The organism is Streptomyces sp. NPDC003393, from assembly GCF_053589015.1.
This window is the reverse complement of the sequence record NZ_JBSFRB010000003.1, coordinates 30941-55388: the sequence shown is the minus strand read 5'-3', so window position 1 is coordinate 55388 and position 24448 is coordinate 30941. Positions and strand designations below refer to the sequence as shown.

At 72.5% G+C, this 24448-nt stretch carries 28 protein-coding genes and 1 pseudogene; 15 read left to right on the top strand and 14 right to left on the bottom strand.

The window, feature by feature from the left end:
• Positions 1 to 37 precede the first annotated feature (37 nt).
• Positions 38 to 919: pseudogene (locus ACWDUZ_RS04235) on the top strand (GNAT family N-acetyltransferase).
• A 75-nt stretch (positions 920 to 994) separates the two neighbouring features.
• On the opposite strand, the gene ACWDUZ_RS04230 reads toward ACWDUZ_RS04235, so the two are convergent.
• Positions 995 to 1261 (bottom strand): GlsB/YeaQ/YmgE family stress response membrane protein, encoded by a 267-nt coding sequence (locus ACWDUZ_RS04230; protein WP_451630241.1) that lies wholly within the window; start codon positions 1259 to 1261, stop codon positions 995 to 997.
• Positions 1262 to 1489: 228 nt separating this feature from the next.
• On the opposite strand from ACWDUZ_RS04230, the gene ACWDUZ_RS04225 reads away from it, so the two are divergent.
• The 3 genes from ACWDUZ_RS04225 (at position 1490) to ACWDUZ_RS04215 (ending at position 2650) form a co-directional block, all read left to right on the top strand.
• On the top strand, positions 1490 to 1573 hold the full coding sequence (locus ACWDUZ_RS04225; protein WP_356947393.1) for a putative leader peptide: 84 nt from the start codon (positions 1490 to 1492) through the stop codon (positions 1571 to 1573).
• A 61-nt stretch (positions 1574 to 1634) separates the two neighbouring features.
• Entirely contained in the window at positions 1635 to 2189 is a 555-nt protein-coding gene (ssuE, locus tag ACWDUZ_RS04220; protein WP_451630240.1) for an NADPH-dependent FMN reductase, read from the top strand.
• 101 nt (positions 2190 to 2290) lie between these two features.
• Positions 2291 to 2650, top strand: coding sequence for a YciI family protein (locus tag ACWDUZ_RS04215; RefSeq protein WP_451630239.1), 360 nt, complete (start codon positions 2291 to 2293; stop codon positions 2648 to 2650).
• 120 nt (positions 2651 to 2770) lie between these two features.
• Here ACWDUZ_RS04215 and ACWDUZ_RS04210 read toward each other — a convergent pair whose 3' ends face one another.
• Positions 2771 to 3478 carry a dienelactone hydrolase family protein gene (locus ACWDUZ_RS04210; RefSeq protein ID WP_451630238.1) on the bottom strand — a complete coding sequence of 236 codons (708 nt, stop codon included), beginning with the start codon at positions 3476 to 3478 and terminating at the stop codon, positions 2771 to 2773.
• A gap of 390 nt (positions 3479 to 3868) precedes the next feature.
• Between ACWDUZ_RS04210 and ACWDUZ_RS04205 the strand changes: the two genes are divergently transcribed.
• Complete coding sequence (locus ACWDUZ_RS04205) at positions 3869 to 4261, top strand: VOC family protein (protein ID WP_451630237.1); 393 nt, start codon at positions 3869 to 3871, stop codon at positions 4259 to 4261.
• A 46-nt stretch (positions 4262 to 4307) separates the two neighbouring features.
• Positions 4308 to 5378 (top strand): adenosine deaminase, encoded by a 1071-nt coding sequence (locus ACWDUZ_RS04200; protein WP_451630236.1) that lies wholly within the window; start codon positions 4308 to 4310, stop codon positions 5376 to 5378.
• Here the strand turns inward: ACWDUZ_RS04200 and ACWDUZ_RS04195 are convergent.
• Together ACWDUZ_RS04195 and ACWDUZ_RS04190 are read right to left on the bottom strand one after the other, a co-directional pair.
• The gene (locus ACWDUZ_RS04195; protein WP_451630235.1) at positions 5360 to 5875 is read right to left on the bottom strand and encodes a mycothiol transferase; all 516 of its coding nucleotides are present in this window, start codon (positions 5873 to 5875) and stop codon (positions 5360 to 5362) included. The two genes, ACWDUZ_RS04200 and ACWDUZ_RS04195, sit on opposite strands and share 19 nt — an antisense overlap.
• A gap of 80 nt (positions 5876 to 5955) precedes the next feature.
• Positions 5956 to 6900, bottom strand: coding sequence for a LysR family transcriptional regulator (locus tag ACWDUZ_RS04190; RefSeq protein ID WP_451630234.1), 945 nt, complete (start codon positions 6898 to 6900; stop codon positions 5956 to 5958).
• Positions 6901 to 7055: 155 nt separating this feature from the next.
• Between ACWDUZ_RS04190 and mgrA the strand changes: the two genes are divergently transcribed.
• Positions 7056 to 8048, top strand: a complete 993-nt coding sequence (gene mgrA, locus ACWDUZ_RS04185) for an L-glyceraldehyde 3-phosphate reductase (RefSeq protein ID WP_451630233.1) — start codon at positions 7056 to 7058, stop codon at positions 8046 to 8048.
• A 103-nt stretch (positions 8049 to 8151) separates the two neighbouring features.
• On the opposite strand, the gene ACWDUZ_RS04180 is transcribed toward mgrA, so the two are convergent.
• The gene (locus tag ACWDUZ_RS04180; RefSeq protein WP_451630232.1) at positions 8152 to 8538 is read right to left on the bottom strand and encodes a nuclear transport factor 2 family protein; all 387 of its coding nucleotides are present in this window, start codon (positions 8536 to 8538) and stop codon (positions 8152 to 8154) included.
• A gap of 375 nt (positions 8539 to 8913) precedes the next feature.
• On the opposite strand from ACWDUZ_RS04180, the gene ACWDUZ_RS04175 reads away from it, so the two are divergent.
• Positions 8914 to 9324, top strand: a complete 411-nt coding sequence (locus ACWDUZ_RS04175) for a hypothetical protein (RefSeq protein WP_451630231.1) — start codon at positions 8914 to 8916, stop codon at positions 9322 to 9324.
• Here ACWDUZ_RS04175 and ACWDUZ_RS04170 read toward each other — a convergent pair whose 3' ends face one another.
• Entirely contained in the window at positions 9325 to 10710 is a 1386-nt protein-coding gene (locus ACWDUZ_RS04170) for a streptophobe family protein (RefSeq protein ID WP_451630230.1), read from the bottom strand. It abuts the gene before it with no gap.
• Positions 10711 to 10874: 164 nt separating this feature from the next.
• On the opposite strand from ACWDUZ_RS04170, the gene ACWDUZ_RS04165 reads away from it, so the two are divergent.
• On the top strand, positions 10875 to 11330 hold the full coding sequence (locus ACWDUZ_RS04165) for an ATP-binding protein (protein WP_451630229.1): 456 nt from the start codon (positions 10875 to 10877) through the stop codon (positions 11328 to 11330).
• A 73-nt stretch (positions 11331 to 11403) separates the two neighbouring features.
• Here ACWDUZ_RS04165 and ACWDUZ_RS04160 read toward each other — a convergent pair whose 3' ends face one another.
• Positions 11404 to 12282 carry an RNA polymerase sigma factor SigF gene (locus tag ACWDUZ_RS04160; RefSeq protein ID WP_451630228.1) on the bottom strand — a complete coding sequence of 293 codons (879 nt, stop codon included), beginning with the start codon at positions 12280 to 12282 and terminating at the stop codon, positions 11404 to 11406.
• A 168-nt stretch (positions 12283 to 12450) separates the two neighbouring features.
• Between ACWDUZ_RS04160 and ACWDUZ_RS04155 the strand changes: the two genes are divergently transcribed.
• A complete protein-coding gene (locus ACWDUZ_RS04155; protein ID WP_451630227.1) occupies positions 12451 to 12846 on the top strand; it encodes a helix-turn-helix domain-containing protein in 396 nt (131 codons plus the stop codon).
• Positions 12847 to 12956: 110 nt separating this feature from the next.
• On the opposite strand, the gene ACWDUZ_RS04150 is transcribed toward ACWDUZ_RS04155, so the two are convergent.
• The 3 genes from ACWDUZ_RS04150 to ACWDUZ_RS04140 all read right to left on the bottom strand — a co-directional run bounded on the left by ACWDUZ_RS04150 (position 12957) and on the right by ACWDUZ_RS04140 (position 15580).
• Entirely contained in the window at positions 12957 to 14156 is a 1200-nt protein-coding gene (locus ACWDUZ_RS04150) for a serine/threonine-protein kinase (protein WP_451630226.1), read from the bottom strand.
• 172 nt (positions 14157 to 14328) lie between these two features.
• Positions 14329 to 14934: a ClpP family protease gene (locus ACWDUZ_RS04145; protein WP_451630225.1), complete on the bottom strand. Its 606-nt coding sequence runs from the start codon at positions 14932 to 14934 to the stop codon at positions 14329 to 14331.
• A 1-nt stretch (position 14935) separates the two neighbouring features.
• The gene (locus tag ACWDUZ_RS04140) at positions 14936 to 15580 is read right to left on the bottom strand and encodes a ClpP family protease (protein ID WP_451630224.1); all 645 of its coding nucleotides are present in this window, start codon (positions 15578 to 15580) and stop codon (positions 14936 to 14938) included.
• Positions 15581 to 15850: 270 nt separating this feature from the next.
• On the opposite strand from ACWDUZ_RS04140, the gene ACWDUZ_RS04135 reads away from it, so the two are divergent.
• The 5 genes from ACWDUZ_RS04135 to ACWDUZ_RS04115 all read left to right on the top strand — a co-directional run bounded on the left by ACWDUZ_RS04135 (position 15851) and on the right by ACWDUZ_RS04115 (position 19894).
• Entirely contained in the window at positions 15851 to 16333 is a 483-nt protein-coding gene (locus tag ACWDUZ_RS04135) for a VOC family protein (RefSeq protein ID WP_451630223.1), read from the top strand.
• A 234-nt stretch (positions 16334 to 16567) separates the two neighbouring features.
• Entirely contained in the window at positions 16568 to 17365 is a 798-nt protein-coding gene (locus ACWDUZ_RS04130) for a VOC family protein (protein WP_451630222.1), read from the top strand.
• Between the two features lie 102 nt (positions 17366 to 17467).
• Positions 17468 to 18208, top strand: coding sequence for a ribonuclease H family protein (locus tag ACWDUZ_RS04125; RefSeq protein WP_451630221.1), 741 nt, complete (start codon positions 17468 to 17470; stop codon positions 18206 to 18208).
• Between the two features lie 99 nt (positions 18209 to 18307).
• Positions 18308 to 19291, top strand: coding sequence for an aldo/keto reductase (locus ACWDUZ_RS04120; RefSeq protein ID WP_451630220.1), 984 nt, complete (start codon positions 18308 to 18310; stop codon positions 19289 to 19291).
• A gap of 105 nt (positions 19292 to 19396) precedes the next feature.
• Positions 19397 to 19894, top strand: a complete 498-nt coding sequence (locus ACWDUZ_RS04115) for a DUF6328 family protein (RefSeq protein ID WP_451630219.1) — start codon at positions 19397 to 19399, stop codon at positions 19892 to 19894.
• Between the two features lie 18 nt (positions 19895 to 19912).
• Here ACWDUZ_RS04115 and ACWDUZ_RS04110 read toward each other — a convergent pair whose 3' ends face one another.
• The 4 genes from ACWDUZ_RS04110 to ACWDUZ_RS04095 all read right to left on the bottom strand — a co-directional run bounded on the left by ACWDUZ_RS04110 (position 19913) and on the right by ACWDUZ_RS04095 (position 24408).
• Positions 19913 to 20884 carry an LLM class F420-dependent oxidoreductase gene (locus ACWDUZ_RS04110; RefSeq protein WP_451630218.1) on the bottom strand — a complete coding sequence of 324 codons (972 nt, stop codon included), beginning with the start codon at positions 20882 to 20884 and terminating at the stop codon, positions 19913 to 19915.
• A gap of 87 nt (positions 20885 to 20971) precedes the next feature.
• Complete coding sequence (locus ACWDUZ_RS04105) at positions 20972 to 22555, bottom strand: protein kinase domain-containing protein (RefSeq protein WP_451630217.1); 1584 nt, start codon at positions 22553 to 22555, stop codon at positions 20972 to 20974.
• Positions 22556 to 22681: 126 nt separating this feature from the next.
• Complete coding sequence (locus tag ACWDUZ_RS04100; RefSeq protein ID WP_451630216.1) at positions 22682 to 23641, bottom strand: threonine/serine dehydratase; 960 nt, start codon at positions 23639 to 23641, stop codon at positions 22682 to 22684.
• A gap of 89 nt (positions 23642 to 23730) precedes the next feature.
• Positions 23731 to 24408: an AIM24 family protein gene (locus ACWDUZ_RS04095; RefSeq protein WP_451630215.1), complete on the bottom strand. Its 678-nt coding sequence runs from the start codon at positions 24406 to 24408 to the stop codon at positions 23731 to 23733.
• Positions 24409 to 24448: the final 40 nt, after the last annotated feature.

The window sequence follows — 24448 nt, the reverse complement described above, 5'->3', positions numbered from 1 at the left end:
AGACACGCGAACTCCCCCGAACACACGGAGCACATCCATGCCCTTCGCCGTCCACGAAGGCCTCGTCGTCACCCGGGCCACCCCGGAGGACTGGCCGGTGATCAGAGGATGGGCGGCGGACGAGGGCTGGAACCCGGGACTGTCCGACGGGCCGGCCTTCTTCGCCCGGGACCCGGACGGCTTCTTCCTGGGCCGGATCGACGGTGAGCCCGTCTCCCCGATCTCGGTGGTCGACCACGGCCCCGACTACGCGTTCCTCGGCTGCCACCTGGTCCACCCGGACCTGCGCGGCCGCGGCCACGGCCTGACCACCTGGAAGACCGCCCTCGCTCACGCGGGGAACCGAACGATCGGCCTGGACGGCGTCGTCGCCCAGCCGGACAACTACCGGCAGTCGGGCTTCGAGGCCGCTCACCGCACCATCAGGTTCACCGGCCCGCCGCCCGCCGCCCGCCGCCCGCCGCCTGCCGCCCGGCCTCCGCCTGCCGCCCGGCCTCCGGCCGGTCGGCCCGGCCGATCTGGCGGAGGTCACCGCCTACGACGCCGCCTGCCATCCGGCGGGGCGCCCGCGGTTCGTCGCCCACTGGCTGACCACGCCGGGACACCGTGCTCTGGTGCGCCGCGCCGGTGACCGGGTCACCGGCTACGGCGTGCTGAGCCCGGCCACGACGGCCTGCGTGTCGGACCGCTGTTCGCTGACACTCCCGAGGACGCACGGGCCCTGTTCGCGGCGCTGACCGCCGACGCCGAGGGCAACGGAGTGGCCCTGGACGTGCCCGAGGCCAACGCCGCGGGCATCGCCCTGGCCGAGGAGTCCGGTCTGGCCCCGTCCTTCGAGACCGCCCGCATGTACACGGGTCCGGTACGGCCGTACGCACGCGCGCGGGTCTACGGGGTCACCACCCTGGAACTGGGCTGATCGACGGCCCACCGGGCAACGGCCCAGGGTTTGCCGGCCGGCACGACCGACACCGCGCCGGTGGGCCGGCCCGCCTCAGCGGTGCGTCGTCTTCGCCCGGTCCAGTGCGACGACACCCACCGCGGCGAGCGCGATCTGGATGAGCCACTCGATCCAGTCGACCCCCTTGGTGTCCGCCACCCCGATCGCGCCCGCGATCGCGGCGCCGATCAGTGCGGCCACGATGCCGATGAGGATCGTCCAGATGATCCCGATGCGCTGACGGCCGGGGACGACGAGCCGTCCCAGGACGCCGATGACGATGCCGATGACGATGGCACTGATGATGCCGCTGATCTCCATCTTCGCCCCTCTTCGTCGTTCCTCTGTCGTCCCCCGTCGTGCTCCCCGCGTCCATCGAATGCCCCCGGTAACCGGATGCACTCCATACGGTTGTCGCCCGGACCTTCCGTCCACCGTCCGGTCATGGAGCAGGGCCGGGCAGGCCCGGTGCGCTGCGCCGTTCTCGCGATACGAGAACGGCCGGACGTTCCTTGACGGCCGTCCGCGGCGGCTGACACGATCAACGGCATGACGATGCGACTGGACCTCACGCGGCGACGCCATGTCGACCTCGCCCGTGTCTCCAGCGCCTCCTGTTGCCCCGCGGCCTGATCCGTCCTCCCGATCCGCCGCCTTTCGTCTGCCCGCACGCATTCCGCAACAGGAGTCCCGCATGGCCATGGTCCTGTCCGTCTTCGGCAGTCCGTCCGTCTCCTCACGCACCAACCGCCTGCTGCGCCACCTCGATCAGCGTCTTCTCACGCAGGGCCACGAGGTGACACCGTTCGACGTCCGCACGCTCCCCGCCGAGGCCCTGCTCGGCGCGGACCCCCGGCACCCGGCGATCGTCGAGGCAGGCGAAGCGTTCGCCCGCGCCGACGGGATCGTCGTCGGCACCCCCGTCCACAAGGCGTCCTACTCCGGTGTCCTCAAGGCACTGCTCGACCTGCTGCCGCAGTACGCGCTCACCGGCAAGACGGTGCTGCCGCTCGCCACCGGCGGCTCCACCGCGCACGTCCTCGCCATCGACTACGCCCTGCGTCCCGTGCTCAACTCCATGGGCGCGGCGCACATCGTGCAGGGCTGGTTCACCCTCGACAAGGACATCACCGTGCGCGAGGACGGCTCGCTGTCGGTCGCGCCGGCCGCCACCGAGGCGCTGGCCCGGGTCGTCGACCGGTTCTCGGCGGTCCACGGCGGCACGCCCGTGCCGGCCGCGGCGAGTTGAGCCGGGAAGAGGTTCTTCGGGCGTCCTCGGGCGAGGTGCCGATCCGGGTGTGTGCCGTTCGTGTAGGAGGGGGACAACGGCACGACGCCAAGGAGGACGTCATGAAGTACTACCTGCTCAGCGTGATCCAGCCGAGCGAGGGTGCGCCGCCCTCGGCCGAGGCTCTGGCGGACATCGTGGGCAGCCTGGAACTCTTCCACCAGGAGTTGCGCGAGGCCGGCGCCTGGGTGTTCGCGGGCGGGCTGCACGGCCCGGAGTCCGCCACCGTGCTGCGCCCCAAGGGCGAGGAGGTGCTGGCCACCGACGGACCCTTCACCGAGGGCCAGGAGCACCTGGGCGGCGTGTGTGTGATCAAGGCACCGGATCTGGACGCCGCGCTGGACTGGGGCCGGAAGGCGAGCCGCGCCACCACCCTGCCGATCGAGGTGCGTCCCTTCCTGCACCCGGCCGACGAGCGATGACCGGCACGGGCAGGTGACGTCCCGTCGGACGAACCCCGCGGCGGCGACCGTGACCGGGTCGCCGCCGCGGCCGTCCGCGTCCTGGACGCGCGCGCCGGGCCCCCGCGTCGGCGCCGGGCCTCAGCCCAACTGCTCGTGCAGGAACGCGACCGTGCTCCGCCAGGCGCGGTCGGCCGAGTCGGGGTCGTGACTGGGACGGCGGTCGTTGAGGAAGGCGTGGCCCGCCGGGTACAGACGCAGGTCCGGAGTGATGCCCGACTGCCGCCGCAGCGTCTCGCGCAGCTCGTCGACCCGCTCCGGCGGGATGCTCCGGTCCCGTTCCCCGTAGTGCCCCAGGACGCGGGCCCGCAGTCCGGAGAAGTCGGGCGACTCGCCACGGATCACGCCGTAGAACGGCACCGCCGCGCTCACCCGCGGTTCGACCGCCGCGAGGTACAGCACGAAGCCGCCGCCCATGCAGAAGCCGACCGCGCCGACCGTGTCCGAGGTGACCTCGGGCAGCGACAGCAGATGGTCGACCGCGCCGGAGAGCAGTTCGACACCCCGGGAGACCGGCAGGGCCTTCATCAGCCGCTGCGCCTCCTCGGGGTCGTGGGCCACGCTTCCGCCGTACAGGTCGGGGGCGAGGGCGACGAAACCCTCGGCGGCGAACCGGTCGGTGAGTTCGGCGATGTGGTCGGTCAGCCCCCACCACTCCTGGATGACGATGATTCCCGGCCCCCGACCGGACGGGGGAAGTGCGAGATAGCCGTGGGCGGTGGCGCCCGCACTGGGGAAACTGACGTTCTGGCGGGCGGGGACCTCGGCGGGCTCGGTCTGCTCGGGCACGGTGCTCAACTCCTGGCTCACGCTTCGGGTGCCGGGCCGGGGCGGCGCGGCGTCACGGGGAAGGCTGGAGGCCCTCCTTCCGGATCTCTACCGTGTCACCGAGTCCCCGCATACCGTGCGCGAGGGGCCGCCGCGAGCAGATGACCGGCACCGCGCCGACCGCTGCGCCGGCCGCAGTGGTCGGACGCCCACCGGACCACGCGGCGAAGACGGGTGTGCTGCCCCGTCCAGGACGCGCACGGACCGTCCGTTCCGCCGCATGCGCTCCGGACTGGACCGCGACACCGAGCGCGAGACCGTCTCGCCCGCTTCGTCGCCCGGAGCGGACTGGCGCGCGTGAGGTTTTACGTATAACCTCACCCGTCGATCGCACGTTCCCGAAAGGCCCCGATGAGACGCATCGCCCTGGTCACCCTCGTCGTCGACGACTACGACGAGGCGGTCCGCTTCTACACCGAGGCCCTCGGCTTCCGCCTCGTGGAGGACACCCCGCGGCCGGACGGCTCGCGCTGGGTCGTCGTGGCGCCCGGGAGCGAGGGCGCCGGCACCGGTCTGCTCCTGGCCCGCGCCAAGGGCGAGGCCCAGCGGGCCCGCGTCGGCGACCAGACCGGCGGACGCGTCGGGTTCTTCCTGCACACCGACGACTTCGCCCGCGACCACGCGCGGATGACCGCCGCGGGCGTGACCTTCCTGGAGGAGCCGCGGCACGAACCGTACGGCACCGTCGCCGTCTTCCAGGACCTCTACGGCAACCGCTGGGACCTGCTCCAGCCCGCCGGCTGACTCATCCGCCACTGCTTCGACCGCCTGCCCCAGAAAAGATCCGACCATGACTGCTACGCGCGTAGACACCGATGTGATCCGCCGCCTTCCCAAGGTCGTGCTGCACGACCACCTCGACGGCGGGCTGCGCCCCGCCACCGTCGTCGAACTCGCCGCCGCGGTCGGCCACCCCCTCCCCACCACCGACCCCGACGAGCTCGCCGCCTGGTACTACGAAGCCGCGAACTCCGGTGACCTGGTCCGCTACATAGCGACCTTCGAGCACACCCTGGCCGTCATGCAGTCCCGCGAGGGCCTGCTGCGCACCGCCGAGGAGTACGTCCTCGACCTCGCCGCCGACGGCGTCGTCCACGCCGAGGTGCGCTACGCCCCCGAACTGAACACCAGGGGCGGCCTGACCATGCGGGAGGTCGTGGAGACCGTGCAGGAGGGTCTGGCCACCGGTATGGCCAAGGCGGCCGCCGCCGGCACCCCGGTGCGCGTCGGCACCCTGCTCTGCGGCATGCGGATGTTCGACCGCGTCCGGGAGGCCGCCGACCTGGCCGTCGCCTACCGGGACGCCGGCGTCGTCGGCTTCGACATCGCCGGCGCCGAGGACGGCTTCCCGCCCGCCGACCATCTGGCCGCCTTCGAGCACCTGCGCCGCGCGAGCGTGCCGTTCACCATCCACGCCGGCGAGGCGCACGGCCTGCCCAGCATCCACCAGGCCCTCCAGGTGTGCGGCGCCCAGCGCATCGGTCACGGTGTGCGCCTCACCGAGGACATCGTGGACGGCAAGCTCGGCCGCCTCGCGGGCTGGGTGCGCGACCGCCGTATCGCCCTGGAGATGTGCCCGACGTCCAATCTCCAGACCGGGTGCGCCACCTCGATCGCGGAGCACCCGATCACGGCCCTGAAGGACCTCGGCTTCCGCGTCACGCTCAACACCGACAACCGTCTGGTCTCGGGCACCACCATGACCCGCGAGATGTCGCTGCTGGTCCAGGAGGCGGGCTGGACCGTCGAGGACCTGCGCACCGTCACGCTGAACGCGGCCAAGAGCGCGTTCCTCCCGTTCGACGAGCGCAAGGCCCTCATCGAGGACGTCGTGCTGCCCGGTTACCCGGCCGTGCTCTGAAGCAGCCCGCGCACATAGGCGGCCTGTCCGACGTGCTGGAGATCGTCGGACAGGACGCTGACCAGGCGCACGCCCAGGGTGACCGGGGGATCCCAGCCCTCGTCCACGACCCGTCCCAGGTCCTTGGCGGTCAGGCCGCGCAGGGCCTGGAGGGTCTGCTCGTGGACGGCGTCGTAGTACCCGGTGAGCAGATCCGCGGACTCGACGCGCACCTTCGCGACCTGCGCCGCCGTGTGCCCGTACCCGGTGTCGTGGCGCGGCAGGTCCAGCCCGAAGCGCTTCTCCCAGCCCTGGGACAGCCACACCTGGTCGAGGCCGAAGGCGTCGGCGACATGGTCGTCCTGGACCCGGGTGAGATGCCAGACGAGCCAGGCGGGGGAGTTGGCTTCAGAAGCCGGACGGGCGTGCAGTTCCTCCGGCCCGAGGCCGTCGACAACGGCATGGACTTCTTCCCGGATGCGGCCGTAGCCGTCTATGAGGATGTCCTTCGCATGCATGCGTCCACCATCGCGCATCGCCTGCCCTGGCGCGCCCGGAATCCGGCGGGTCGCCGCGGGGTGCCGGACCTGTCGGTCCGTCAGGACCCGGCGCTGTCGGCCCCGGCTGCGCCGGTTTCGCCTCCGTCGGCCTCAGCGGCCTTGCCGGCCCACGACTCCAGGAGGGTGACCAGGGCGCGGGCCGCCGGGCTCGTGCCCTGCTCTGGCGGCAGCAGGACGACGGTCTCGTAGGGCCGCTCACCGGTGCCCTTGAACGGCAGTGCGGTGAGCGACGGACGCTTGTGCCGGAAATGCCGGGGAACCACCGCGATGCCGAGGTTCTCGTCGACCAGATCGAGCAGCCCGTGCACGTCGTTGACCTCCAGGGCCACCGTACGGTCCACGCCCGCGGCCGAGAAGGCCGCGTCGGTGACCCGGCGCGGACCCCAGTCCGGGTGGAAGTCGACGAAGACCTCACCGCTCACCTCCTCGGGGGTGAGCGGCGCGCCCGTCGCCGCGAACCGGTGGCCGGGATGGCACAGCACCGTCATCGGCTCGTCGGCCAGGGTCACCGACCGCAGCTGGTCGGTGTCCTCCTGAGTCCGGTAGGCGAACGCCAGATCGAGGCGGCCCGCGGCGACCCCCTCCGCGAGCGCTCCCGAGCCCGTCTGCCGCAGCCGGATCTCCACGTCCGGATGGCGCCGACGGAAGGCGGCGAGCAGTCCCGCCGCGTCCACGCCGGCGATGCACTGCTCGGTGCCCAGCGTCAGCGTGCCGCGCAGCACGCCCTGCACCGCGGCCACCGCCTCGTGCGCCGCCCTGACCTGCGCCAGGATCCGCTCCGCCTCGCCGTACAGCGCACGCCCGGCCTCGGTGAGCGTGACCCGGCGCGTGCTGCGCACGAACAGCGGTGCCCGCAGCTCCCGCTCCAGCGCCCGGATGGAGGCCGACAGGCCCGACTGGGACACCATCAGCCGCTCCGCCGCCCGGGTGAAGTGCTGGTCCTCGGCGACGGCCACGAAGTGCTTCAGATGGCGCAGTTCCATGATTGAGAAGCCTAGCCGCTCAATCCCATCGGATTCTCCTGTTGGACCGCTGCCCGCAGGCGGGGCGAGAGTAGGACACCGAAGACATCCGAGCAGGAAACAGAAGACACCCGAGCAGGACACCGCTCGCCGTACCAACCCCTCATGGAGTCGCGTTGTACACCGCCCACCCCGACCGCTACGCCGACATGCCCTACCGGCGCACCGGACGCAGCGGTCTGAAGCTGCCCGCGCTGTCACTCGGCCTGTGGCACAACTTCGGCCCGGACCGACCGGTGGAGACCCAGCGGGCCATCCTGCGCCGCGCCTTCGACCTCGGCGTCACCCACTTCGACCTGGCCAACAACTACGGCCCGCCGCCCGGTGCCGCCGAGTCCGCCCTCGGTGAGGCGCTGCGCGAGGACTTCGCGCCGTACCGCGACGAGCTGGTGATCTCCACCAAGGCCGGCTACCTCATGTGGCCCGGTCCGTACGGCGAATGGGGATCGCGCAAGTACCTGCTCTCGTCGCTGGACCAGAGCCTGAAGCGGATGGGCCTGGAGTACGTCGACATCTTCTACTCGCACCGCCCCGACCCGGAGACTCCGCTGGAGGAGACGATGGGCGCGTTGCACTCGGCGGTCCAGCAGGGCAAGGCCCTGTACGTCGGCGTCTCCAACTACTCCGCGGAGCAGACCCGTGAGGCCGCGCGGATCCTGGGCGAGCTCGGTACCCCGCTGCTGATCCACCAGCCGCGCTACTCGATGCTCGACCGCCGCCCCGAGGAGGAGGGCCTCCTCGACGCGCTCGACGAACTCCAGGTCGGCTCCATCGCCTACTCCCCGCTGGAGCAGGGCCTGCTCACCGCCCGCTACCTCGACGGCATCCCCGAGGGCTCCCGGGCGGCGAGCGACAGCCCCTTCCTCACCTCCGAGGCGGTGACCGGGGAACTGGTCGGCAGGCTGCGCGCCCTGGACGAGATCGCCAAGTCCCGGGGCCGGTCGCTGGCCCAGCTGGCCCTGGCCTGGGTGCTGCGCGGCGGACGGGTGACCTCCGCCCTCGTCGGCGCGAGCAGTCCGCAGCAGCTGGAGGACAGCGTCGCCGCGATCCGGAACCTGGACTTCGACGCGGAGGAACTGGCCCGTATCGACGCGGTCGTCAGGCCCTGACCGCGTGAGGTCGTAGGCGCACTCGTGAGGCGGCCGCCCACCGTTCGACCGGTGGGCGGCCGCCTCGCCGTCTCGCCCGTCCCCTCGTGCGGGCGGCACGTCCTCAGGCGCCGGCCGGCACCCGGTCCAGGAAGCCGAGCACGGTACGGATACGGTCCTCGGCGTCCAGGGTGATGACGTCGAAACCGGCGACCGGGACGGAGCCCGCCTCGGACTCGCTCACCAGTTCCCAGGCGAAGCGGGCGGTGTCGTGGTGACCGTCCACGGTGCCGGTGAGCCGGAAGACGAACCCGGGGAACTGCTGCTGCGCCGCGGTGATCAGACCCGTGATCTGCTCGTGGCCGCTGACGTCGGCGAGGGGGTCGGTGTAGGTGCCGTCGGGGGCCCAGGCGGCCGCCACCGCCTTGGCGAGGGCCTCGGCGCCCTTGGCGTTCCAGGCCTCCAGGTAGCGGGCGGCGGCGTTCTCGTAACGGTCGGTCCGTGCGGACATGGGGAATCAGCCTCCATCGAGGGTGTCGGTACGGGGTGCTGGTCGGAACCGGGATCTCCGAGGTCGGCGACCCGATGCGACAACCATGCCCGGGGCCCGGGGGAGGGCGCGATTACCGCCGGGGTAATGGCCCGCGTACCGGCCGGGGTGACGACCCGCGTGCCTCCACGTCACGATCCGCTGACCGCCGACGTGACGGTCCGTGCCGTCTCGGCCGCAGCGCGCGCGGAATATGCCAGGAGACTGGCCGGAAAGTCGTGGTGACAGTGTTTCAGGAGTCAACATACTCGAAGGCCAGGGACCCAACACCGCACAGGAGCCGCATCGGGGAACGACGCACCACCAGCAGGCGGACGCCGCCACGGGGGAGGAGCTGTGCACGACGAATTCCTGTGCCATGTCACCGCGTACGGCGTGTGCGACGGCCGGCGCATCGGAGTACCGCTCGGCACCTACCGGGCGCCCACCCTGGCCCTGGCCCTGTGGTGGCTGCGCGACCGCGCCGTCTGGATCGCCGAGCGCCTCGACCCCGGCCCGGAGACCGAGTACGTGCCCTCGGGCGCGCTCGTCACGGTGCCGGAGGAGGTGCCCGACGTGCCCGGCGTCCTGCGGGCCTGGTGCGCCGACCCGTTCCGCCAGGAACGGGTGGCCGACGAGCTGGCCGGCGGACGGCTGGTGCGGGTCGCCGCGGGCGACGACACCACCGAGTATGAACTCCTCGCGGAGTCCGTGGACGCCCTTCGCATGCAGCGGACCGTCCCGGCACTGGTGCTGCCCGTGGTCTGACTACACGTGCGGCGCGCCGCTGTGGTCGGCGGGGCCGGGGCGCGGTGGGGCGGGCCGTCCCTCGACGGGACGGGGCACGGGGCGGGTCGGCAGAGCACCCAGGAAGCCGGTGACCAGCCCCCACAACACGGCCAGACCGAGGGCACCCCACAGCCGGGGCCGCAGCAGCAGCTCCCCGGACAGACCGCCGCCCACGTCCCCGATGCCGAGCAGCGACAGCCCGTAGTGGGCGGAGACGCGGCCCGCGAGGCAGACCGTCAGAACCGTCAGCACCAGGCCGGCCGCCATCCGCAGCGCGTGCCGCCATGGCAGCACCGGGGTCGGGGTACGGACGGCCGCGAGGTAGGCGGCGCCGAGCACCAGCACCGCGTCGACGACCACCAGCCACCACACCCGGCCGTCGTGCTCGGCCAGCGAACCCAGGTCGAGCGTGGACACTTCCGGGGTGCGCAGCGCCTTGTCGAGCAGATGCGGCACCGGCAGCCCGAAGGGGCCGTCCACCCGGCCGTCCCAGGCGGCACCCAGTCCGATGGTGAAGGCGAGCCAGGTCAGGTTCGGCAGCCCGAGCAGGACCAGCGCGAAGGTCTGCGCAGGGCGCCCGCGCGTCCCCGCCGACACCAGCGCGTCGACCAGTCCGACGGCCACCCATGCGAGCAGCAGGGCGACCATGGCGTACGCCACCGGACGGGCCGACGCGCGAAGCCGTGCCGCCCGCGCCGGCAGCGGGACCTCGCCGGCGACGAGCAGCGCGAGCGCCAGCACGCCCAGCAGCCACAGCAGTCCGAAGCCGACCGTCGGCGGCACGTGGGTGGTGAAACCCACCTCGGGCTGCGCGCCGAAGAGTTCGCCGATGGCGGCGAGCACTCCGTTGCCGAGGTCGACGGCGAAGGTCTGGCGGGCGGCGAACGCCAGGGCGACCAGCGCCGACAGCCACAGAACGCCGATCCGGGCGGCCCACCAGCCCACCTCCGGTGCCCGCACCGGGCCTGGCGCGTCGGTCCCGTCCGGCTCCTCCGGCGTGTCCCGTGTCCCCGTCGTTCTCCCCGGCCGCCGCAGCGGGCGGAGGAAGCCGGTGCCGACGACGAGCGCGCCGACGAGGGTGACCGACAGCGGCATCACCGTCACCCCGGCGTGCGTCGTGGCCAGCGTGCCGGCGTTGCCCGAGAGTTCCATGCTGCCCCCGACCGCCGTCACCACGGTCGCCGCGACGACCCGGGGAAAGGCGTTGTCGGGCAGGTCCGCGGCCCCGGCCGCCCACAGGCCCAGCGCGGCGACCGCGCACATGGCGAGCATCGCGGCCAGTACTGTGGCGATGGCCTGCGGCCAGCCGTGGCGGGACCGTCCGTGGCGGGCGGCCGGTGGAGCGTGGGGGCTCGGTGGGCTCACGCTGTCACGCTAAGCAGCACCGGGGCGGTACGCCCGTCGGAAGGTCCGTCCGCGACCGCGCTGCCCGCGCGCGGGTGCCGCCCGCCGGGGACTGCCCGGCGGCGCCGTGGGTATCAGGACAGAGCAGCAGCGTCCGGTCGTACCGGCCTCCGAGAGAGAAACGCATGATCGAGCAGTCGGACGGGGCAGTGATACCCACTGGATTCGACGTACCCGTGGAACCGCTTCGGCGGGCCACGCACTACACCGGTGAACCCGGATGCATCGCCGACGCGCGTTCGTTCGCCGCGCACTTCCTCGACCAACTCAGGACCGACTGGTACGCCGTGATCGGCCGCCGCTCCGGCGAGGCCCTGCTCCTGGTGGTGAGCGAGCTGGTCACCAACGCGGACCGGCACAGCGACGGGCCCTACATCCTGGAACTGGAGGGGACGGACGCCGCGGTCCGGGTGAGCGTCTACGACAGCAGCGCCGCGCTGCCGCTCCGCTTCCCCCGGGACCCGGAGCGTATCGGCCGGCACGGCCTGGAGATCGTGAACGCCCTGGCCGCCGAGGTGACCGCGGAACGCGTCCCGGTGGGCAAGCGGGTACGCGCCCTGGTCCGCCTCGGGCCCGACTGAGACGGCGGCCGGTCTTCGCAGTCCCAGCCTTCCCGGCCTGCCGGAAGCCCCGGAGCGGACGCCCTCCCGGGTTTCACCCGGACTCGCCCAGCATGCCCTCCCGCAGTTGGGTGAGGATCCGCTTGATCAGCCGGGAGACGTGCATCTGCGAGCAGCCGAGCCGTTCGCCGATCTCCGCCTGGGTGGCCTCCTCCACGAACCGCAGGTGGATGATCTGCCGGTCCCGCTCGCCGAGTTCGGCCACCAGCGGGGCCAGCGAGTGGAAGTCCTCGACGAGCCTGATCCCGTCCTCCTCCACGCCGAGGAAGTCGGCGAGCACCGCTTCACCCTCTTCGGAACCGTCACCGGTGAGCGCGGCGTCCAGTGAGGCGGAGTGATAGCCGTTGGACGCGATCTGGCCCTCGACCACCTCCTTCTCGGTGATGTTCATCAGCGTCGCGAGCTCGGCGACGGTGGGCTCGCGGTCCAGGCGGCTGCACAGCTCCTCGCGCGCCTTGGCCAGCTCCACACGCAGCTCCTGCAGCCGCCGCGGCACATGCACCGACCAGGTCGTGTCCCGGAAGAACCGTTTGATCTCGCCGACGATGTAGGGCAGCGCGAACGACGTGAACTCCACCTCGCGCGACAGCTCGAACCGGTCGATCGCCTTGATCAGACCGATCATCCCGGTCTGGACCACGTCCTCCATCTCGTCGCCGCGGCCCCGGAACCGGCCGGCCGCGAAGCGCACCAGCGACATGTTCATCTCGATGAGGGCGTTCCGCGCGTACTGGTGTTCCGGCGTGCCCTCTTCGAGCTCGGTCAGGCGGCGGAAGAAGAGGCGGGACAGCTCGCGTGCGTCGCGGGGTGCCACGGACCGGGGATCGTCGACCGCCGGGAGCGGTGTGCCGCCCGTCCGGTTCTCCCGGGTCGCCTCGACCGCTGCCTCGGACCGGATCACGGCGGTGTCCATTGCCCCTCCCACGAAAAGTCACGGTTCGGTGAAGGCCGGGTACCCAGGTCGGCGCGACCCATGCGCACGCCGCCTTTTCGTCCGCTTCCGTACCTTCCGTGCCGGTGCTTCACCCAGGGCGAAATGCCGTCCTCTTCCCCGGGCGTACCTGACTCATAGTCTGAAGCGATGAGCAACCAAGCGCCGAACCCCGCCCGCGTCGTCCCGCTGCGCCCGCCGGCCGTGCGCCCGGCGAACACCCGTCAGGCCACAATTCCTCGCGAACCGCTGTGGCGCGACCTCGTCGGCGACGTGCTCCGCCGTGAGCGGCTCACCCAGGAGCGCACGCTCAAGGACGTCGCCGACGCGGCGCGCATCTCCATGCCGTACCTCTCGGAGATCGAGCGCGGCCGCAAGGAGGCGTCCTCGGAGGTGCTCGCGGCCGCGGCCCAGGCACTCGGGCTCGGCCTGGCCGACCTGCTGTCCCTGGCGCAGGGCGAACTGGTCCGCCTCACCAGCCGCACCGCGACGCACAGCCGCCGCACGTCCGCCTCCCGCGTCGACGGCCTGTGCCTGGCCGCCTGACGCCCTGATCACCGGAAGTCCGTGGACCCCCGGCCGGCTGACGCACCGTCGGCCGGAAGGGTTCGGCCGTCGACGGGCACGCGCGTCTCCGTGGTGCGGTCCCGGGCAGGTCAGCGTCCGAGGTGCCGACCCACCAGGGCATTCAGTTGGCTGATCCACGCGTCCCGCCGGTCCGCGCGTCGGGCGTCGAGCTCGCAGGGATACGACATGCCGTCGTGCAGCCGGACGGTGACCGTGAAGCGCCCTCGGCGAGTCGGCGTGCAGATGACCGCGGCGATCTCCGGCCAGTCGAAGTCCGCCTCGACCGTGTCCACTTGAAGGGTGACCCCGGTGGTGTCCACGGTGATGCTCGCCGACCGGTCCCCGATGACGAGGGGCTGCGGGTGTGCCGGGGGCGCGAACCCGGCCGGGGGCGGGAAGACGGCCGGGGGCGGGAACGGTGGCGGGGTCGCCGGCTGCGTCGGTGCCGAGGCCGGCGGGGGGAACGCGGGTGGCGGGACCGCGAGCGTCGGTGTGTAACCGGCGGGTGTGCTGTGCGCGGGTCCTGTCACCAGGTCCAGCAGGGCGCCGGGTGCCGGCCGGGCGGCCGGATCCTTGTGCAGGCAGGCCGCCACCACCGTGCGCAGACCGGCGGGCACGGCGGCCAGGTTCGGAGGTTCGTGGACCGACCGGTACATCAAGGCCATGGAGGTGCCCTCCCCCCAGGCGCTGCCCCCGGCGGCGGCCACCAGCACGGCGCCGAGCGCGAACACGTCGCTCGCGCCGGTCACGTCCTGGCCCAGGGCTTGCTCGGGGGAGAGGTAGCCCGGCGTGCCGAAGGCCGTGCCGGTCGCGGTCAATCGGGACGACTCCAGCGCTCGGGCGATGCCGAAGTCGAGCACGCGAGGGCCGTCGGCGGCCATGATGATGTTGCCCGGCTTGAGATCGCGGTGGACGAGCCCGCAGGCGTGGATCGACGCCAGGGCCTCTGCGAGTGCCGCGGCGAGCGCACGCAGCTCCGGCTCGTTCATGGGTCCGTTCGCGGCCAGCCGCTCGGCGAGGGTCGGGCCCGGGATGTACGCCGTCGCCAGCCACGGCGGGTCGCCCTCGACGTCGGCGTCGACCACGGGCGCGGTGTGGAACCCGCCCACCGTGCGTGCCGCCGCCACCTCCGCGCGGAAGCGCTCACGGAAGACGGGGTCCCCGGCCAGTTCCGGTTTGGCGACCTTCAGCGCGACCGCGCGACCGCCGCGCGTGCGCGCCAGGAAGACCGTTCCCATCCCGCCCTCGCCGAGCCTGCGCTCGACGGCGTACCCCCCGATGTGATCCATGCGCCAAGTATGACGGTGCCGTCGCGCCGGTCGCACCGCCCGTCCCCGATCACCGCCGTCGGCGGCGCCAAGGCCCCGGACGCCGTGTACGGCCGGCGCAGGACGACGGCGTCGCTGATGATCACACGGCGAGGGCGGGGCCGGGCACATCCGGTGGCCGGCCGGCCGTCTTTCAGAACACCGGGGCCAGGCGCCGGCTCAGCACCTCGTCGGCCAAGCCGTAGGCCACCGCCTCCTGGGCGGTGAAGACCTTGTCGCGGTCCATGTCGGCGCGCAGGTCCTCGGGGGCGTGTCCGGTGTGCCGGGACAGCACCTCCTCGACCTGGGAGCGGATCCGGACCATCTCCTTCGCCTGGAGCGTGAGATCGGAGACGGTGCCCTGCCGGCCACCGCTGGCCGGCTGGCCCAGCAGCACCCGCGCGTGCTCCAGCACGAACCGCCGTCCGGGGTCCCCGCCGGCCAGCAGCACCGCCGCCGTGGAGGCCGCCTGCCCCACGCAGAACGTGGAGATCGGCGACTGCACGAACGTCATCGCGTCGTAGATGGCCATGAGCGAAGTGAACGAGCCGCCCGGCGAGTTGAGATAGAGCGAGATCTCGTGCTCCGGGTTCGCGGACTCCAGATGGAGGAGTTGCGCGATGACGACGTTGGCGACGCCGTCGTCGATCTCCGTGCCGAGAAAGATGATCCGTTCGTTCAGCAGCCGGCTGAACACGTCGTAGGACCGCTCGCCCTGCGCGGTCCGCTCGATCACGTACGGAACCGTGTACGACCCCATGTCACAACCCCATCCGTCGGCGCGACGTGGCCGGGCGGACGTCGACCAGCGACTCCACCACCCGGTCCACCATCCCGTACTCCCTGGCCTGCTCGGCGGTGAACCAGCGGTCCCGGTCGCCGTCCCGTGCGATCGTCTCCTCGCTCTGACCGGTGTGCTCTGCGGTGAGCCGCTCGATGGTCCGTTTGGTGTGCTCCAGGTTCTCCGCCTGGATCTCGATGTCGGCGGTGGTGCCGCCGATCCCGGCCGACGGCTGGTGCATCATGATCCGCGCGTGCGGCAGCGCGAAGCGCTTGCCCCGGGCGCCCACCGTCAGCAGGAACTGGCCCATGCTCGCCGCGAATCCCATCGCCAGCGTCGAGACGTCGTTCGGGATGAGCCGCATCGTGTCGTAGATGGCCAGTCCCGCGGTGACGGAACCGCCGGGGCTGTTGATGTACAGGCTGATGTCGGTGCGCGGGTCCTCGGCCGACAGCAGCAGCAACTGCGCGCACACCCGGTTGGCCGACACCTCGTCGACCTGAGTGCCCAGGAACACGATCCGCTGGGCGAGCAGCTGGGCCGCCAGATGGTCGTCGAAGCGGCTGGGCGGTGTGTCGCCCTCCTCCGCGCGTGGCTGGGACGCGGTGGTGGTCAGTGGAGTCATCGGGTCTCCTCGTCGTGGCGTGAATGCCGTCGACTCCACTGTCGGCCGCGAAGAGGCGTCCGATGCCGTTTCTCTGCCCGCGGCAGATTCGCCACCGGCAGAGCGCTCCGAGACCCCCCGGGCGGCCCCGGCCGGTACACGGGTTCGCGCCGGACCAGGGCCGTCCGGCCTCCTTCGCTCTTCTTTCGCGTCGATTTCCGGGCGAGCGATGAGTTCTGCCGCCCGGACCGGTCGATACAGGTGACCGTGTCCCACCCCAAGGAGGAACCCGTGGCCACCGAAGGATTCACCACCTGTCTCTGGTTCGACGGCCAGGCCGAGGAGGCGGCCGAGTACTACGTCTCGGTCTTCAAGAACTCCAGCATCGGCCGGATCGCCCGCTACACCGAGGCGGGGCCCGGGCCGGCCGGCGCCGTGGTCGTCGTCGAGTTCACGGCCAACGGCCAGAAGTTCGTGGCGCTGAACGGCGGCCCGCAGTTCCGGTTCAGCGAGGCCGTCTCCTTCCAGGTCTTCTGCGCGGACCAGGAGGAGGTCGACCACTACTGGGCCCGGCTCACCGAGAACGGCGGAGAGCCCGGCTCCTGCGGCTGGCTCAAGGACAAGTACGGCGTGTCCTGGCAGATCATCCCGGACGGGTTCGTCGAGCTGGTCTCGGACCCCGACCCGGAGAAGGCGGCCCGCGCCACCCGGGCGATGCTCTCGATGGGCAAGCTCGACATCGCCGCCCTGCGGAAGGCCCACGCGGGCGAGTAGGCGGGCCGGCCGCGCGGCCGGCCCACCCGACCGGGGGAGTGGGCCGGCCACCCGGCCGCGGCGCCCGATGGCGGACGCCCGGTGGCGGACGCCCGCCGCGGACGCCCGCGACGACCGCCACGCGTGCGGCGCCTCCTGTCCGGCCCGCGACGTCCGGCGAGCGACCCGGCCGGCGGGTGGCTAGCGTGTGAAGCGGGCCATCACCGAGTCAGCGAACGGGAGAGGATCCCGGCCATGGCGGTACGACCTGAGGGAGCCCCCTGCTGGGCCGACGCGATGTTCAGCGACGTCGAGGCGGCCAAGAGCTTCTACGGCGAGGTTCTCGGCTGGACCTTCGGCGAGTCGTCCTCGGCGTACGGCCACTACACCCAGGCCTACGCGGACGGCAGGGCCGTGGCAGCCGTGGTGCCGCCGATGCCGGGGCAGGAGGGCCAGTCCCAGTGGTGCCTGTACCTGGCCTCGCCCGACGCGGCCGCCACCGCCCGCAGGATCGTCGAGCAGGGCGGCGACGTGCTGATGGAGCCGATGCGGGTCGGCGACCTGGGCACCATGTGCCTGGCCCGCGAGCCCGGCGGCGCCGTGTTCGGCGTGTGGCAGGCCGGCGCCCACGAGGGCTTCGAGGCGACCGGGGTGCCGGGCGCCTACTGCTGGGCCGAACTCGTCACCCGCGAGCCCGAGCGGACGGACCCCTTCCTCACCTCGGTCTTCGGGTACACGGCGAAGCAGCTCGAGGACGACGCGATCGACTTCCGTGTGTTCCACGTCGGCGGCGAAGCGATGCTCGGCCGCATGAGGATGACGGACGACTTCCCGCCCGAGGCGCCCTCGTACGTCAATGTGTACTTCATGGTCGCCGACTGCGACACCGCGGTCGCCGCCGCCACCGAGCACGGCGCCGTCCTCCGCTTCGGCCCGATGGACAGCCCCTTCGGCCGGGTCGCGTCCCTCACCGACCCCCAGGGCGCGCACCTCAGCGTGATCGACGCCACCACGACCCGGGGAGAGAAGCCCGGGTCCGAGGAGATCGCGTAGGCGAGCGCCCCGTCCGTGGACCGCTCCTGCCACAGGGGACGGAGCTTGGGTGCCGTGCCGGGCGGGTCCCGGGCGTCGCCTGGGGCCGCGGGCCGGCGTGGCATGATCTGGGGCATGCGTGAACGAGTGGTGGCCGCGTGCGACGGGGCCTCGAAGGGGAATCCGGGACCCGCGGGCTGGGCGTGGGTGATCTCCGAGGACGCCGAGACCGCGGCCCGCTGGGAGGCGGGCCCCCTCGGCACCGCGACCAACAACGTCGCCGAGCTGACCGCGCTGGAGCGGCTGCTCACGGCGACCGACCCGGCCGTGCCGCTCGAGGTCCGGATGGACTCGCAGTACGCCATGAAGGCCGTCACCACCTGGCTGCCTGGCTGGAAGCGCAACGGCTGGAAGACCGCCGCCGGAAAACCGGTCGCCAACCAGGAGCTGGTCGTGCGGATCGACGAGCTGCTCGACGGCCGTGCCGTCGACTTCCGCTACGTACCCGCCCACCAGGTCGACGGCGACCCGCTGAACGACTTCGCCGACCGTGCCGCCAGCCAGGCCGCGACCGCGCAGCAGCCCGCCGGCAGCGCGCTCGGTTCCCCCGAGCCGCCGGCCACGCCCACCGCCCCGGCATCCGCCGGGCCGCGTCGGCGCACGAACGGCACCAAGAACGGAACCAGGCCGGCGCGAGCGCGCGGCGGCGCCGCCGGCAGTTCCTCCTCCCGCACGATCAAGGCGAAGTTCCCCGGCCGGTGCGTATGCGGCAGGTCCTACGCGGCCGGCGAGTCCATCGCCAGGAACGACCAGGGCTGGGGCCATCCGGAGTGCCGCACGGCGGCAGCCGGGCAGGGCGCCTGACACCGCCACGAACGACCCTGCCCCCTGCCCGGGTGAGACGACCGGGACGGCAGGGTGGCCGGTGCCGCGGGCGCCCGCGACGGGTGCCAGACTGATCGCATGGAAGAACGTGAATTCGGCAGGTCGCAGCAGCACGCGTCGGTCATCGGACTCGGCACCTGGCAACTGGGCGCCGACTGGGGCGACGTCGACGACAAGGAAGCGCTCGCCGTGCTGGAGGCCGCGGCCGAGTCGGGTGTGACCTTCTTCGACACGGCCGACGTCTACGGCGACGGGCGCAGTGAATCGACCATCGCCGCCTTCCTCGGCTCCCGGCCGGACCTGCACGTGCTGGTCGCCACCAAGATGGGCCGGCGCGTCGAGCAGATCCCGGAGAACTACGTCCTGGACAACTTCCGCGCATGGAACGACCGTTCCCGCCGCAACCTGGGCGTCGACCGCATCGACCTGGTGCAGCTGCACTGCCCGCCGACCCCCGTGTACTCCACCGACGCGGTGTTCGACGCGCTGGACACCCTCGTCGAGGAGGAACGGATCGCCGCGTACGGCGTCAGCGTCGAGACCTGCGCGGAGGCGCTGACCGCGATCGCCCGGCCGAACGTGGCGAGTGTGCAGATCATCCTCAACCCGTTCCGCATGAAGCCCCTGCGCGAGGTGCTGCCGGCCGCACGCGAGGCGGGTGTCGGCATCATCGCCCGCGTGCCGCTCGCCTCCGGGCTGCTGTCGGGCAAGTACACCAAGGACACGGTGTTCCCCGCCAACGACCACCGCACCTACAACCGGCACGGCGAGGCCTTCGACCAGGGCGAGACCTTCTCCGGCGTCGACTACGCGACGGGCGTTCAGGCCGCCGCCGAGTTCACCGCCCTCGCCCCCGAGGGTTACACCCCCGCCCAGCTGGCGCTGCGCTGGATCGCCCAGCAGCCCGGCGTCACCACCGTCATCCCCGGTGCCCGTTCCCCGGAGCAGGCCCACGCCAACGCGGCGGCGGGCAAGCTGCCCCCACTGACCGACGAGACCCTGGCGGCGGTCCGGGACCTCTACGAGCGCCGGATCAAGGACCAGGTGGAGGCTCGCTGGTGAGCCCCGCCCGCGCGTAGGGGCTGGATTCCCGCTTCCCGGGGCACCCGTGAGGACAGGAATTCCGGGATCGTCCGGGAAGCGGGGCCGCGGGAGGCGGGAGGCGACGTGACGGCGACAGGTGGCGGTGCGGCGAAACGCCGGGGGCGCGACGAGACCGAGGACGAGCGGGCCGACCGCATGTGGGTGGAGCTCATCCAGGAGGTGCGGGTGGCCCAGACCGGTGTGCAGATCCTCTTCGGCTTCCTGCTCACCGTGGTGTTCCAGCCCAAGTACGACTCGCTGACCCACACCAACCAGGTCATCTACATCGTCACGGTCTTCCTCGGCGCCTCCGCGACCGGCGCGCTCATCGGGCCGGTCTCCCTGCACCGCCTCGTCTCCGGACGCCGGGTGAAACCCCAGGCGGTGCGGTGGGCGTCCCGGATGACGTTCGTCGGACTGGTCCTGCTGCTCGTCACGATGACGGCCGCGCTGCTGCTGATCCTCAGAGTCGCGACGCACGGCGGGCTGGTGTCCTGGCTGGTCGTTCTCGTGGTCGCCTGGTACCTGCTGTGCTGGTTCGTGCTTCCCTTGTGGGCCCGGCGCCGGTACACCTCCCGGTGAGGGGCGCTCGCGGTGCGCTCAGCCGAAGGCGTCGCGCAGCGCGGGCAGCAGGGTCTTCGCCGACCAGTCCAGGAACGGCTCCTGCTCCTCGCCGCCGATCTGCACCAGCGCCACCTCCGTGAATCCGGCGTCGACGTACGGGCGTACGGCCGCGACGAACGCCTCCGGGTTCTCGCCGCACGGGATCGACCCGGCGACGTCGTCCGGGGTGACGAACTGGGTGGCCGATTCGAACGAGTCCGGATGCGGCAGCTCGGAGTTGACTTTCCAGCCGCTGCCGAACCACCGGAACTGCGCGTGCGCGCGCTTGACCGCCGCGTCCCGGTCGGTGTCGTAGCACACCGGGAGCTGGCCCACCCGGGGCTTGCCCTCGCCGCCGTGCCGGTCGAAGGCCTGGAGCAGACCGGCCTTCGGCTCGGCCGCGATGACCAGGTCGGCGAGGTGGCCGGCGACCCGGCAGGACTGCTCGCCGGAGACGGCGATGCCGATGGGCGGCGGGGTGTCCGGCACGTCCCACAGCCGGGCCGACTCCACGTCGAAGTGCGCGCCGTGCCGGGTGACATGGCCGCCCGCGAACAGCGCGCGGATGATCCCGACGGCCTCCTCCAGCCGTTCGTGACGGACGTCGACGGACGGCCAGCCGCCGCCCACCACATGCTCGTTGAGGTTCTCGCCCGAACCGAGGCCCAGCCGGAACCTGCCCTGCGACAGCAACTGCACCGTCGCCGCCTTCTGCGCCACGATCGCCGGGTGGTAGCGGAAGGTCGGACACGTCACGTACGTCATCAGCGGGATGCGCGAGGTGGCCTGCGCGGCGGCCCCGAGGACGCTCCACGCGTACGGTGCGTGACCCTGCGCGCGCAGCCACGGGAAGTAGTGGTCCGAGGTGACGGAGAAGTCGAAGCCCACCTCCTCCGCACGCACCACATGGCCGACCAGCTCCCGCGGACCGGCCTGCTCGGTCATCATCGTGTATCCGATGTGCAGCATGACGGCCGAGTCCCCGGCGCATCCGCTTGAAAACGGGGGATCAGCCCCAGGGGCGGGAAATCGTCGGCCGGCGCCGGCCCGGAGGCGTCAGTGGGTGGTGGGCCGGAAGCTGCTGAGGAACACCTCCAGTGCCCGCCGGTTCGCCGCCGTGCCGTAGGCGTCGGCGGGGGCCGTGAAGCGCAGCGAGAAGCCGCGCCGGCCACCCAGGAGGACACCGCGGCCGAAGGTGTGCGTGCGTCGGTCGGCAGCCCCGGACTCCCATTCCATGTCGGCGGCCCTGCGCCCCTGGTAGGTGGTCGGCCGGATGCCGCCGATCCGCCGGTAGCCCTCCTGTCGCTCCAGGCCGGGCTCGACGTCGTCCCGCCACACCGCGACCGGGTCGGAACCGACGTCCTCACTGTGGGTGACCGCGAGGGTCCGCGTGTCGTCGGCCGCTCCGAAGACCACGCGGTACGCACGGCCGGATGCGCGGGAGGTCTTCAGTCGCCGCCATCCGGTGGGCAGGGCGACCGAGAAGCCCTCGGCGGCGCGGTAGACGTGGAAGCCGGACGGCGGGCCGGCCGCCGTGGCCGACGGGGACGTGGTGGCGGGCGACGGAGTGGTCTGCTCGGCCGGGCCGCCGGACGCGGTGGCGGGCGGTGGACCGGAGGCCCCGGACGCGGCGGTCGGGCCTGAGCCTCCGGTGCCGGGGAGGAGGTGCGTGACGGCCAGCACGGCGACGGCGACGGTGACGACGGCGAGGCCGGTGCCGGTGACCAGGGCCCGGCTGCCCCAGGCCCGTCCCGCCTGCCGGGCCACCGTGCACGCGCCGCGCAGCCGTGGCCGTGGGACCTGCGCTGCGATCGTGTCGGGGTCCTCGTTCAGGACCCGGGTGAGCGCCTCGCGGACCACGGGAGGGGTCAGCCGTTCCCGGGAGTCCTTGCGCAGCAGCCCCTGCACCGCCCGGGTGAGCGGCCCGGCCCGCAGTGGGGTACGCAGCGGCAGCCGGTCCACGCCCCTCAGCGTGGCCTCGGGCCGGCCCCGGTCCCGGTACGGCGGGCGCCCCTCGACCATGCTGTACAGCAGCGCGCCGAGCGCCCACAGGTCCGCGGCCGGACCGACACGCTCGTCACGCGCCTGCTCCGGGGACGCGTACGACGGTGCGGTGATCCGCGGGGCCAGGGTGGCGCCCGCGAGACCGAAACCGGTCACCACGACCCCGCCCCGGTCCCGCACGAACACCTGCCCCGGGCCGAGTTCCCCGTGGGTGAAGCCTTCCGCGTGGGCGACCTCCAGTACGTCGAGTACCTCCAGGCCGATGCGGGCCGCCCGCACGTAGGTGAACGGGCCCTGCTCCGCGAGCAGTTCACCCAGGACCGTACCGTCGATCCACTCGGTCACCGTCCACAGCGCGCCCGACCGCGCGACCGCGTCGACGACTGCGGGGACCCGGCCCGGCCGCAGCAGCGCCATCCGCTCGGAGACGCGCATCACGCGCGCCGTGACACGGCGGGCGGTCTCCGCGTCGGTGCCCTCCGGCAGCCCGGTCCGCGTCAGCAGCCGGGGGCGCTCCGCGGTGACGTCCTCGCCGTACCAGCAGACGTGATTGGTTCCGCGGTGGACGACCTGAAGGAGCCGGTACCGTCCGGCGACCAACTCGTGTGCGGACGGTTGCGCATCGGCCATGGTCATCCCTCGTCGAACCCCCGGCTCTCACCTTTCCCAGTGGTACGGGGGCCGGCACCCGGTCCGTTCAAAAGGACCACGACCCCACACGATTCCTGTCTTTCGGTCAGATTCTCCCGGCCCGGCGGGAGTTCACAGCAGCTCGAACCGGCTCGCCCAGGACACCATGTCGGCCGTGGCCGCGTTGCCCCCGCAGACCACCAGGCCGAACCGGGCGCCGTCGCCGACCCGCTCCCGCACCAGCCGGGCCGCCGGCAGCAGACAGCCCGCGGCGGGCTCGGTCCACACCTTGGCGTGCTCGGCCAGGTCCAGACATCCCTGGACGGCGTCCCGGTCCGGGACCACGAGCACCTCCTCCACCAGGGCGGAGACATGCTCGTACGTCAGCTGCGACACCGCCGGGGCGCTCAGCGTGGTGCTGATCGAGGACACCGGCACCGGCACGGGACCGCCGGCCCGCAGCGCCGCCGACATGGCCTCGGCCCCCTCGGTCTCCACGCCCCAGACCCGCACCCCGGGGCGCAGCGCGCGCAGCGCGACGGCGACGCCCGCGATCAGCCCGCCGCCTCCGACACTGACGAGCACATCGGTGAGGTCGTCGGCGTCCTGGGCCAGCTCCAGACCCACGGTGCCCTGCCCGGCGACCACCACCGGGTCGTCGAAGGGGTGGACGAGGGTGAGTCCCTCGTCGCGCATCCGCGTGGCCGTCGCGAACGCCTCGGCCATGCCGTCGGTCAGCCGCACCGACGCCCCGGCCGCCTCCGCGATCTCGACCGACCGGGCCGGAGCCGTCCTGGGCATGACCACGGTGGCCTTCACATCGAGGGCGGCGGCCATCACCGCCAGCGCGATGCCGTGGTTGCCGCCGCTGACCGCGACCACGCCCGCGGCCCGTTCCGCCTCGCCGAGCGCCAGCAGCTTCGCCGTCGCACCACGCGCCTTGAACGAGCCGGTGCGTTGCAGCAGCTCCAGCTTCGCGGTCACCGGGACACCGAGCAGCCCGGAAAGGCCGGGGCTCGGCACGGTGGGGGTACGCACGACGTGTCCGGCGATCCGCTCGGCCGCGGTGTCGATCTGCGAGATGCCGATCAAGGCAGTTCACCCTTCCGGCGCGGGGTGACGGTCCGCACCGTCTCGACCCTCGCCCGGTCGGGTGCCGCAGGTCAACACGTTGCGGCGGCTCAGTGCTGCTGCGGTTTCTGCGGCGTGGCCTCGCTCGGGCGGACGACGACGTACCCCTGGCCCTGGAGCATCAGCTGGACGGCCTCGCCGGAGCCGCCGCGCAGCATCGAGCCGATGGACTGCGAGCGGTGCAGGGACGTCTGGAGGTGGGCGGTCCAGCCGACGACGGCGTCCGTGTCGACGTACACCGGCTGCTCGGGCGTGACGGGTATGACGAGCGGACTGCCCTCGCACACCAGGCCCAGCCTGCCCTGCCCGCTGAACACGCTGTTGAACAGCCCGCCGCCCGCGATGCCGGACCCCTTCACCGTCTGGATCCGGTACGACAGCGAGGCGTCGAAGCAGAGCACGTTGCGGCCGTTGACGGTGAACTCGTCACCCGGGTCGACCTCGACGATGAAGCAGTTCTGGGCCTCGTGCGCGAACCAGGCCTCGCCCTGCCCGCGCACCGCCATCAGCGGCAGCCCCTCTCCGGTGACCGCGCGCTTGAGCATGCCGCCCACGCCCTGCCCCTTGCGTTCGAACTGGAGACTGCCCCGATAGGCCACCATCGAGCCCTGCCGGGCGAGCATCTCGCCGTTCACCGTGTACCGGATGCACTTGGAGTTCTCGACTGACATGCCCGGCGCGGCCGCGGGGCCCACCATGTGCTCACTGGAAAAGAGATCACCCTTCATCCGGGCATCCTGCCCCGGAGGGGAAGGTTCCGCCAAGATC